Origin of the sequence: Protofrankia sp. Cj5, assembly GCF_917627405.1 — a bacterium.
Taxonomy (GTDB): Bacteria; Actinomycetota; Actinomycetes; order Frankiales; family Frankiaceae; genus Protofrankia.
The window spans coordinates 1-10,188 of record NZ_CAKJTO010000143.1 but is presented as its reverse complement, the minus strand read 5'-3'; the positions used below and the strand labels follow the sequence as shown (position 1 = coordinate 10,188).

Here is a 10,188-nt window from a genome sequence, read left to right as displayed (position 1 = left end):
GTTGACCCGCCAAACTTCACGGCATTGCGGCTAGCCGTCCGGAAGACGAGTTCGTCGCGGTCCGGCTATCCACCGCCAGCGGCGACGTCCTAGTCGAAGTATGGAGCCGACCCGACACCACCCTGCCCACGGTGCAGCGGGCGGACGGGGACAGTGAAACGGGCCGGGGCCTGGGCATCGTCGAGGCGCCCACCGACCGGTGGGGTTCCTACAGGGCGACCTCCGGTGGGATCATCGTGTGGGCACGGTTCCCTGGCGCCGTCGTGCCTACTCAGCGTCACCACGACGAGCCACCGCTTTCCGAGCGCACCCCACGACCCGTACCCGAACCGACGGCCGCTCCGGCATGCGCGCCGGGCCTGCCGGACATCACCTTCAGTACGGATCCCGCGGTCGTGGCGCGGGTCGCCGTGCGCCTGCGCGGGCTCGACCCCTGGTACTAACTTCCCACCCCGTGTGGCTCTGGACCGGCGGCGAACACCGGCCCAGAGCGTTTCCGAGGCCGAGCGGACATCAGCCGAAATTGGATCACACCGACAGGTGGGCGTTCATGGCACGGGCCTGTTCGCCGAGTTCCGGCAGTTCCACGACGGTGACGCCGGCCTCGGTGAGGAGTTCGCAGCCTTGGCAGTCGGCGACGAAGAGGCTGGGTTCGCGCCAGGCGATGACCACTCGCGGGATCTTTGCTTCCAGGATGAGCTGGGTGCAGGTGCGTGGTCGGGACTTGCGCTGGGAGCAGGGTTCGAGGGTGCTGTAGATCGTTGCGGTGGTGAGCCGGGGGTCGTCGGGGGCGATCTTCGCGAATGCGGACTCCTCGGCGTGCACCTTGTCGTCGACCTCGCGGGAGTGGCCGAAGGCGATCTCTTCGTTGTTCTCGTCGACGATGACGGCGCCCACGGAGTAGGCGCCGGCGGCGGGTGGGCAGCGGTGGGCGAGTTCGATGGCCCGGGTCATCCAACGGTGGTCGTCGAGTGGGGACATGGAGCGGCTCGTCCTTCCCTGGGGTCCGGTCCCGCCGAGGGCGGTGTACCGGATGGCCGGTGGCGTGGCGCGCTGCGGTCAGGTGACTGTGGCCGTGGGCACTTGGCCCATCGCCTGGCGGAACTCGCGTACCTGGGGGACAGTCCGCCATCCGGCGACGGCGTCATGCAGTGACCGAAGACTGGTCATGATGCGGCCAGAATGCGTCTGGGTGCCGACCATGAGTGCGTGGAGGCCGAGTGTCGCGGCTTGCTCGGGTTCGCGTGCTCCTGCGTGTGCGAGGGCTTCGCGGGCGAGGTAGACGCCGCGGTCGCGGTGGAAGGTCGAGGGCAGGCCGTCGATCGCGGTCCGGAAGCTGGTGGCTGCGGCCGGGTAGTCGCCGAGCGCGGCGAGGCTGTGTGCCCGCTGGACTTCGATGTAGGCGGGACTGAAGAACTGTCCCCAGGGGTCGGTGTCGGGCTCGGCCCGGTCGAGGATGTCGTGGGCGCGGTCGTAGAGCGTCAGGCAGGTGGTTTTCTCGCCGCGTAGGGCGTGGCCGTGCGCGCTGTAGGTCGCGGCGATGGCGGCGAGGCGGCCGGTCGGTTCCGCGCTGGTCAACGCTGCCTCGGCAACGTCGATTGCTTCGCCGGGGTCGCCGCGGTCGGCGGCGAGTTGGCTCTTGCGTGCGAGGATGAACACGGTGGCTTTGGGGTCGCCGGCTCGGTGCGACCATTCCAGCGCTCGGTCGAGCCAGTATCCGGCCGCGGCGTGATCTCCGCTGTCCTGGTGGAGCCATCCGAGGAGATCCGCGAACTGCGTTTGGATGTGGTGCAGGGTCTGCCGTTGCGGGGTCGAACTCGTGCCGTGGCGGAGGTGGGTGGCGAGGAGACCGGTCTGCTCCTGGGCTGCGGCAATGACCTGACGTGGACCGAAGAGGTTGTCGTTCTCGGCGAGGACGGCGCGCAGCCGTGCGAGGTGGTCGACGACGCGGGGGTCCAGCGAAGCCGATGCAGCTGGGACTGTCGCCAACGTGGAGAGTGGGCTGAGAGTTGCTCCGCTTGCGGCCATGAGACCCAGGGCGCGCAGGAAATCCCGGCGATGGACTGGCACGAGGACGATCCTTCCGTCGGGTGCAAGTGCTCCGCTGATCAAGACGTGCACATCGCGGCCACCGATGACATCGTCGAGCCAGCGTGGCTGACCGTCCCTACCTTCGGAGCTTCCGGCCAACTCCTCACTCGCTCGGCCCGCGCGGGCTTGCGGGAGCAGCGGTGGCTCGGCGAGCAACCATTCAAGTTCGCGCAGGAGCGCTGTGTCCACGTCCATCGCTGCGGTCGGTGCGCTACTGGGAGCAGCGTTCGTCCGGAGGCTGTGTGGTGCCGGGTGGCGGGGTTCGCCTGGGCGGTCGAACCAGAGCAGGTCAACGGGGATGGCGAGCACGCGGCTGTAGTGGATCAGCTTGGACAGCTGTTCCGGGGCGCGGCCATTTTCCAGGTGGCTGAGTTTAGCTTGGGTGAGGCCGAGCCAGCCGGCGACGAGTTCCTGGGACAGGGTGCGTCGGTGGCGAGGGTGGGTGCGGTAGGCGTGGATGACCCGGCCCATGTGCCAGCTCGCCAGGGCGGCGCGCATCTGCGCTGACTCCCAGAACTCCGCCGGCACGGCGGGCGGAGACGCATGGTCGTGGGCCCTCTGGCACGGTCCACATGCGGAACCAGCATGGTCGGCGGCGAGCCGGTGGCCGCAGTGGGTGCAACTGCGTCGCGGGCGTGGCGTCGTCATCCCTGGCCGTCTTCCCCGATTCGTACGCGGCGGGCGGTCAACCTGCGAAACGTAGCACTGTCCGTGTCGATGTCAATACCCAAAGCCCGTAGTGGGTAACGCTACGCGGCATAGCCACCGCCCCCGGCCAGGCCCATGCTCGGGAGCGTGGCAGGCCCGGGACGCGTGGCAGTGCGCTGTCCGCCGGCCACGGCGCTGTCATCCCACCGTGGGCTCCCGCGCTGTACTCGTGCGGCTGTACCGCTACCTGCCCCGTGCGACCTGTCTTCTTGAAGGAGCTCCCGGTTCTTTTGGCGGTCGCGGTGCCTGCTGCGTGCCGTGCGAGCGGCTGCGCTGGAGCCCGGACCTGTGCGTACGGGCAAGGTGTAGTACCGGAGACGATTCCATTCTCGGAGCCGGTATCGGCGCACCCGCTACGTCGTCGACATAGGTGAGTGCCCGCGAGGCGACTGGAACGTTCCGTGACTGGAGAATTACACTAGATTAATGATCTTGGAGGTGGGTGTGGCAGCCGACCAGCTGAGGAATGCGATGGTCGATGGCCTGCGGCCGTCGGGCGCGGCGCTGAGTGGCCGGGTGGACGCGGCGATGCGGGCGGTGCCGAGGCACGTGTTCGTACCCGACGTGTCGCTGGAGCGCGCTTATGGGCCGGACCCGGTGGTGACCCATCGCGACGGCGACGGGGTTCCTATCAGTTCGGCGTCTGCGCCCGGCACGGTCGCCGGGATGTTGGACGATCTCGATGTTCGTCCGGGGCATCGGGTTCTTGAGATCGGTGCTGGGACTGGGTACAACGCTGCGTTGCTCGCCCATCTGGTTGGCCCGGCTGGTTCCGTGACGACGATCGAGTACGACGAGGCCGTGGCGTCCGCTGCGGGTGCGGCGCTGAGCGGCCTGGGTGCGGCCGTGACCGTGGTGCACGGAGACGGCATGCTCGGTGTGCCGGGACAGGCAACCTTTGACCGGATCGTGGTCACGGCTGGTGCCTGGGATATCCCGAGGGCTTGGTGGGAGCAGCTAGCAGAGGACGGGCGCCTGGTGGTGCCGTTGCGGATGCTTGGCCTGACTCGAACGGTCGTGTTCGAGCGTGCCGGAGCGGTGCTGCGTAGCCGGTCGGTCGTGGAGGACGGGTTCATGCCGATGCGTGGCGTCGGTGCTGTTCGCGAGCAGAACATCCCGGTCGGCGACGGACCGGACCTGACGATTCGGCTCGACGACGATCGCCCGGGGGACGCCTCGGCGCTGCGGGGTGCGTTGGATCATCCTGTGGCGGTGTGCTGGACCGGGGTCGCTGTCCCGTGGGGTTGGACCGAGCATCTCGATTTCTGGTTGGCCACGCTGGAGGGCTTCTGCCGGCTCCTGGTTTCGCGGGCCGCGGTCGAGGACGGCCGGCTGATGGCGCCGAAGGGGCCGTGGGGAAGCATGGGCGTCGTCGAGGGCGGGACGTTGGCCTATCTCACGACGCGGCCGAGTCCCACTGGCGACGCCGAGATGCCCAGCTTTGAGATCGGGGCGTGCGGCTACGGCCCGCGGGGCGCCGAGCTGGCGGCCCAGCTCGCCGAGCGGGTCCGCGACTGGGACCTGGATGGTGGTCAGGGCGTCCAGCTGTGGATCGAGGCGTACCCGGCTGACGCCGTCCGTCCGGAGGAGTCGGGTGTGCTGCTCGCGGTCGACAAGCGCGACAGTCGGGTTCTCGTCCGGGTGGCTGAACAGGTACCCGCCTCGGTTTGATCGCTTGGTCGGGCGGCGTTCAAGACAAGAGCAGCAGGGCGTCCCAGGCCGTGCGCAGGCCCTCGGGGACGGGGCGCCTGGCGTGCTCGGCGAGAGCGAGCGCCGTTCCGGCAGCGCCGGTGAGGAAACCGGGCCGGTCGGTGGTCGTGCTCCCGGCGACGTGCGCGAAGCCGAAGCGGCGCGTGGGGTTGAACGCGTCGGTGACCGCGGTCGCGGCTTGCTTGGCGACGGCTGTGTTGTGCATGGCGTCAGCGGCGCAGAGGACGCCGGCGTGTCCGTGACAGAGCGTCGGCCCTTCGACGTCCCAGCGGCCCGGCCGTTCCGCGAGGAGGCCCAGCACGTCCCGCGCGGCGTCCTCCACTACGTGTTCTCCGGCGGCCTGGCCGGCGAGCGTGAGCGCGCGGCTGATGCCGGGAATGCCGTAGCACCAGGCGTAAGCGCGTCCGGCTGGCTGGGCGGCGTGGCCGGCATCGAGTTCGTCGCCCGTGATGTGCGGGGGCCAGGTCCCGGTGCGTTCGTCGCGCCAGCGCAGCAGCCAGCCGGCGGCGTGCGAGATGGCGTCGCGTTGGCCGGGGACGGTGCATCCGGCGAGGTGTGCAGTGGCGAGGAACGCGAGTGGCCCGGCGATCCCGTGAGCCACGCCGGTGGTCGCCGCGCCGGAGGGGTGCGCGCTGACGGCGTCTGGGTGGCGATCCGCGGGCAGCCACCAGCCGGGGCGGCTTCCGACGCCTTGGTTGATCAGTGTGGTGAGTGTGGTGAGCGCGGCGAGAAGCCCGGGTTGGGCGGCGGTGTGCCCTGACTGGTGGGCGGCGAGCAGCACCCTGCCGGTCCCGGCGAGGCCGGTGATGACGTCGTAGACGTGCCAGGGCGTGCACATCGCCCCGTGGGTGAGGGCTGCGCGGTGGTGCTCGGCGAGGGTGACCGCCTGCGTGGACAGCCAGCGGGCGGCCCTGGCCGTGCTCGTGGCGTGGCGGGCTGGGTCCGGGAGGTAGGGCACGCCAATGATCAGCGACGCCGCCAGGCCAGCGCCGGCGTGGAACACGCCCGTGCGGTTGACGCCGCGCGGAGTCTGGCGGGCTGCGTGGGTCCAATGGTTCGCTGCGGCCGTCGCAAAATCAGCGTGGACGACCGCCAGCCGGGCGTGTAACAGCGCCGTTCCAGGCAGACCGTCGGCGAGACTGCCCGCAGCGCCGGCCGGGAGAGTGGTCGTGACGGTCTCGGGGTGCAGGAGTCGTTCGGTGACGGCGAGGCATTGCCGCTCAGCGTCGCCGGTTATTGCATCGTTGGTCACCATGGCGCTGTCTCGCGGGCGAGGAGTGCGATAGCCAGAATCCTGGCGAGCTGCTCCTGGGCGCTGTCTCCGAGGAGCCGGTTGGCGTGCATGTGGATCACAGAGGAGGCGCAGTCCGCGCGCCGGTCGGCGGGCAGGCGGTCGTGATACGCGCGCAGCGCATCCAGGTATCCCGCCCAGGCGGGGTGAGATGGAGGGACCGTGGCTGTACCGTCGCGGGCCGCGTCGTTCACGAGGCGGCGCAGATCAGCGAGACGGCGGTGGGCGGCCCGGTCGAGGCGAGGGCGGCCGAACGCGGAAGGATCAGGGCCGGCGAGCGTGCGGGCCGCCGCCGCCGCGGTCAGCGCGGCCACGACAAGCCGCTGATCGGCGTCATGGGTCGCGGTCAGTGTGGCGAGAACCAGGTCGCTGTCGGCAGCGAAGACTGCCTCAGCCGCCTCGATCGCCGGCAGGCCGCCGTAACGCTCGATCTCCTGGTCGTAGGGCTCGACGCTGAATCCGCCGGCGAGAGCGTCGGCTACCAGGCGCGCGCCCCATTGGGAGACTGCGGGTAGGAGTTCGCCGCCGAGGACGGGCGGGGCTCCGTGGAACCGGATCCGCAGTTGTGGGCCGATGGCCTGCGTGCGGTAGCGCAGCCAAAACCAGCGATCGAACATGCTGCGCAGGCCCGGGAGGATCCCGGCGAGGTCGGCGAGGATCTCGTCGTGCTGGGCCACTGGTGCGCCGATCGCGAGCGACAGCCACGGGCCGCCCGGCAAGTAGTGCCCGGCTCCCGCTGGCCGGGGCAGCGCGGTGATCGGGCGAGCCGGGGTCGGCGGGGACGCCGTGGCGGCGAGTGGGATGACGAGTTCGAGTAGATGGCGTCCGGACCGTCCGGTGACGACATCCTGGATGGTGCCGTCGCCGCCGGGCTGTTCGGTGATGGCCCGCAGCCCGCGTCGCACATAGCGGCGTAACAGCTCCACGTCCCGCGGATCGTTGAGGTCGAGCGGGAGTTGTCGTTCGTCATCGTCGGTGACGACTACGGTCGGCGGTTGCGGGACGGTGGAGGTCCGCCAGGAGCGCAACTGCGCCGGCCAGGCCGTGGGGTCGCGTGCGGCGTCTGTCAGCAGTCTCGGCAAGCGCCACCGTGCGGGCGCGAGGATCGTCGACCGGTAGCGCACCCGTGGCTGGAAAGCGGTGTCACGCAGCGGCCCCCAGGAGAACAGGCGCCATGGGCGGCACCCGGACCGGCCCAGCAGCGCCAGTAGTCGGGCCTCCGCCGGTAGGTAGCGCAGCCCGATCCGCGAGTTCAGGACCGGTATGACCTGACAGCGGCGAGTCCGTGACCACAGCGTGAGGCGCGCAGCGTCGGCCACGAGCAGCAAGTCGTCGAGTCGCAGATCATCCGACCGGGCGGGGATCCCGACGGGGATACGAATCGGGGCGACGCCGGTCGGTGGGGCGATCGTCGCCAGCACCGGAATACGGGGCCGTGCCACCACCTCGGCGACGAGCGCGCCCGCTGGCGGATCGGGTACCCGCAGCTGGCTGCCCGCCAGCAGTGAGGTGAACCGGCCGGCGCTTGATCCGGCGTCCTGGGTGCCACCGACGTAGAGCGCAAGGTACAACCGGCCCGCGGCCAGGTCCGCCTCCGACACGGCGAGCACGCGGGCATACGCCTCCGCGCCCGGCGGCGGCGAGGCGGAACCGGGGACCGCGAGCGTGGCAACGGTGGCGGCGTCCACGACGACTTCAGTGCGGCCGTGGGCGGTCGCGTCGCCGAGCAGAGCGGCGAGGGCCGCGATGTGCTCCGGAGGCGCCGGCGCGGGTTCGATGCTCGTCTCGATGCCCGCGTCGCCCAACCCGAGGACCGGGTCGACGACCTCGACGAGCGGGACGAACCGGCCGTGGCCCCACCGATCGACAAACCGGGTGTGGTAGGCGGTGAGCGTCGGCGTCGTGCAGCTCATCGTCCACAACACGCCCATGGCCTCGGCGGCGTCCTCCAGCAGCGCCCGCGGCACGGTGATGGCCGCGTCGGCGGCGACGTCGACACACAGCGGGTTGTCCTGACCGCAGACACGGGCGGACACATCCCGTGCGGCGCTGAGGGCCGCGAGCCGCGGTGCTGTCCCCAAGGGGAGCTGGTCAGCGGCGTGGAGCCGGGCCCGGAGATCCTCCAGCAGGCGATGGACATCGCAGCCGTCGGGGAGGCGGTCGAGGAGGTGCCGGAGCGGGTCCTCGCCCATATCGGCGGGTAACAGGTCGGTGAGCAGGAACCCTTGGCGGGTCATCTCGATGACCATGTTGCGCAGCGTCGACTCCGGCACAGTCGGCCAGCGCTCACCGACAGCGGCGCTGATCAGGCTGTACCGGGTTCCCTGCTCGCACAACCGCAGGACCAGGACGCTTGCCGCGGTCGCGCGGATCGTCACGAGCCGCGGCGCACCGGGACCGAGCGGCTGCTGCTCATGTTCAAACCGCTGGCCGCGGCGGCGAACCAGGTTGTTCGTCGTGAACGTGAGTCGCTCGACCACCCCGGGAACATCCAGAACGCGGTCGGCGAGAGCAGCCAGCGACACCGGGCTCGGGCCGCTGCGGGGGCGATGCTCCCCGCCGAGACGCAGCACGGAGCCACGCTCGGCGACGGCCACCGACTGGACGCCGGCGAACACCGCCCGCGGCGTCGGGCGCAGCCGTGCCCGACGGTCAAAGGCGCGGACCGCCGCAGGGCGCCCTTCGCCGGACGCGCTGAGGACCGATGGAACGGCCTCGCGTGACGTGAGCGTGATCCCCTCGACCACAACCGGGTCCAGAGGGCCGCCCTCCACGGCACCGTCCGCCGGGAGCAGCGGGATGCGCGCCATCACCGCGGCGCCCGGCAAAGGCGCGAACCATCGCGAACGCACCGGCGGCTTCACTAGTCGCAGTTCTTGCAGGTGGCCGAGCAACCCACACTCGGACAGGTGCGCGAGCAGCCGTCATCTGTGCAGTCCGACGTCGTGTTCGACCCGGCGACGTCGGTCACCGGCACCGCCCGTATACCGAGGTCGAACAGGTCCGCTGTGAGGCGGTCAAGAAGCGTCGCATCCTCTGACATGGGAACTCCTCTCACGATGGCCCGTTGCAGCGGCGGCCAGGTTCGACGCGAACCGCGACGCGTCGCGACCCCTTGCAATCAGGGCGTGACAGCGCCATCTCAACTGTGACAGCCAGAAATCACATTGGTTGGTCAATCTGGCGCTGCGGCTACTGGACCCGGGCGCCGGTCAGGAAGCCGCCGCAGACGACACGCCCAGGTCTGAACACCCCGAGCGTCGGTCCTGCATGGCGGAGGTGGCTATGCCAGAGATCGATGGCATGCATACACAACGCGCATAGACATCGTCACCAGGAGTCCTGCTCTGCGCCGATAGTGGTGCGCTGCGGACCAGGACCTGAGTGGGTGGAGATGGCGACGGTACGGCTGAGCCTGCGCGAGGAGCAGGACGATCTGCGTTCCCGTATGCGGGCTCTCGGGATGGGGCACGGCGAGATCGCGGCTGAGTTCGCGAGGCGTTACCGGTTTCGGCCTCGCGCGGCGTGGCGGCACGCTCATGGCTGGGCGCTGAACCAGGCCGCGCGCCAAGTCAACGATGTCGCCGCGCGCACCGGATACGACGAGAACGGGCGGGCTTCGATGACCGGGCCGCGCTTGTGCGAAGTGGAGAAATGGCCAGCCCAGTCTAGACGGTTGAGTCCAAGGGATGGCGTCACCGTCAGTGGTCGTAAGCGACCGAAGATCTTTTGATGGGCTGGCCGGTCTTATCGTTGAGCCAGATCGCCGCAGTCAACGCCAGGATTCGCGATAGCACCCGGACCGCCACGCCGGCCGGCGTGCGGCCACCGTGTCGCTCCAAGTCACGCTGGCCCTTGACGGCCTGGCTGATCGATTCGATCACCTGCCGCAACGGCTTGAACAGCTGTGCTCCAGCCCGCTCGGGCTCCCCCGCGCGAGCCGGACGCAGCAACCTCAGGTCACGCTCGGTGAGAGCACGCTCGAAAGCGCGGCCGAAGTAGTTCTTGTCCCCGATAATCGTTTGACGGGGATGGGTAGCAACGATCTTGGGTGCGGCATCCAGCATGTCCAGCAGCGTCTCGCGCTCGTCGGCCTTCGCGCCGGCCGGTGAGCGCGAACAGGATCGGCAGCCCGCCGAGCGTGCATACCAGGTGCAGGCGCAGGCCCCACCAATACCGCGAGTGCGACGCACAGGAACCGTACTGGGCCCACCCAGCCAGGTCGGAACGCATGACGGTCTCCCGCGAGCAGCCGCAGCCGACGGGGGTGGAGTCAACGACCCACACGTCGTCGCTCCACAGCGAGGTGTCCGTCGCCAGCATCATGATCATGTTTTTGATCGGCCCGGTCGAGCTCCGGGTGATCCGCTGCGAGATCACGGTTACCA

General features: G+C 69.9%; 8 protein-coding genes and 1 pseudogene. 3 read left to right on the top strand and 6 right to left on the bottom strand.

Going from position 1 to position 10,188, the window contains the following annotated elements; all coding sequences use genetic code 11:
- Positions 1-131 precede the first annotated feature (131 nt).
- Positions 132-443, top strand: a complete 312-nt coding sequence (locus tag MJ777_RS20745; protein ID WP_239377515.1) for a hypothetical protein — start codon at positions 132-134, stop codon at positions 441-443.
- A gap of 85 nt (positions 444-528) precedes the next feature.
- Here the strand turns inward: MJ777_RS20745 and MJ777_RS20740 are convergent, their stop codons facing one another.
- Together MJ777_RS20740 and MJ777_RS20735 are read right to left on the bottom strand one after the other, a co-directional pair.
- Positions 529-981: a deaminase gene (locus MJ777_RS20740; RefSeq protein ID WP_239377514.1), complete on the bottom strand. Its 453-nt coding sequence runs from the start codon at positions 979-981 to the stop codon at positions 529-531.
- A gap of 78 nt (positions 982-1,059) precedes the next feature.
- Positions 1,060-2,589, bottom strand: a complete 1,530-nt coding sequence (locus tag MJ777_RS20735; RefSeq protein ID WP_239377513.1) for a helix-turn-helix domain-containing protein — start codon at positions 2,587-2,589, stop codon at positions 1,060-1,062.
- A 654-nt stretch (positions 2,590-3,243) separates the two neighbouring features.
- Here MJ777_RS20735 and fxlM point away from each other — a divergent pair.
- Entirely contained in the window at positions 3,244-4,470 is a 1,227-nt protein-coding gene (fxlM, locus tag MJ777_RS20730) for a methyltransferase, FxLD system (RefSeq protein ID WP_239377512.1), read from the top strand.
- A gap of 19 nt (positions 4,471-4,489) precedes the next feature.
- On the opposite strand, the gene MJ777_RS20725 is transcribed toward fxlM, so the two are convergent.
- Genes MJ777_RS20725 through MJ777_RS20715 form a run of 3 tightly spaced genes read right to left on the bottom strand, consistent with a single transcriptional unit; the run spans position 4,490 to position 8,843 of the window.
- A complete protein-coding gene (locus MJ777_RS20725; protein WP_239377511.1) occupies positions 4,490-5,764 on the bottom strand; it encodes a lanthionine synthetase C family protein in 1,275 nt (424 codons plus the stop codon).
- The gene (locus MJ777_RS20720) at positions 5,758-8,652 is read right to left on the bottom strand and encodes a lantibiotic dehydratase (protein WP_239377510.1); all 2,895 of its coding nucleotides are present in this window, start codon (positions 8,650-8,652) and stop codon (positions 5,758-5,760) included. The genes MJ777_RS20725 and MJ777_RS20720 overlap by 7 nt, the downstream gene beginning before the upstream one ends.
- 11 nt (positions 8,653-8,663) lie before the next feature.
- Positions 8,664-8,843 carry a hypothetical protein gene (locus MJ777_RS20715; RefSeq protein WP_239377509.1) on the bottom strand — a complete coding sequence of 60 codons (180 nt, stop codon included), beginning with the start codon at positions 8,841-8,843 and terminating at the stop codon, positions 8,664-8,666.
- A gap of 345 nt (positions 8,844-9,188) precedes the next feature.
- On the opposite strand from MJ777_RS20715, the gene MJ777_RS23270 reads away from it, so the two are divergent.
- Entirely contained in the window at positions 9,189-9,533 is a 345-nt protein-coding gene (locus MJ777_RS23270; RefSeq protein WP_370652797.1) for a hypothetical protein, read from the top strand.
- On the opposite strand, the pseudogene MJ777_RS20705 reads toward MJ777_RS23270, so the two are convergent.
- A pseudogene (locus MJ777_RS20705) lies at positions 9,502-10,188 on the bottom strand (transposase); the annotation flags it as partial. The gene MJ777_RS23270 and the pseudogene MJ777_RS20705 overlap by 32 nt on opposite strands.

Excerpts from the sequence above, each read along its gene's own strand:
- MJ777_RS20725 (WP_239377511.1), bottom strand. The coding sequence starts at position 5,764 with ATGGTGACCAACGATGCAATAACCGGCGACGCTGAGCGGCAATGCCTC.
- MJ777_RS20740 (WP_239377514.1), bottom strand. The coding sequence starts at position 981 with ATGTCCCCACTCGACGACCACCGTTGGATGACCCGGGCCATCGAACTC.
- MJ777_RS20715 (WP_239377509.1), bottom strand. The coding sequence starts at position 8,843 with ATGTCAGAGGATGCGACGCTTCTTGACCGCCTCACAGCGGACCTGTTC.
- MJ777_RS20735 (WP_239377513.1), bottom strand. The coding sequence starts at position 2,589 with ATGCGCGCCGCCCTGGCGAGCTGGCACATGGGCCGGGTCATCCACGCC.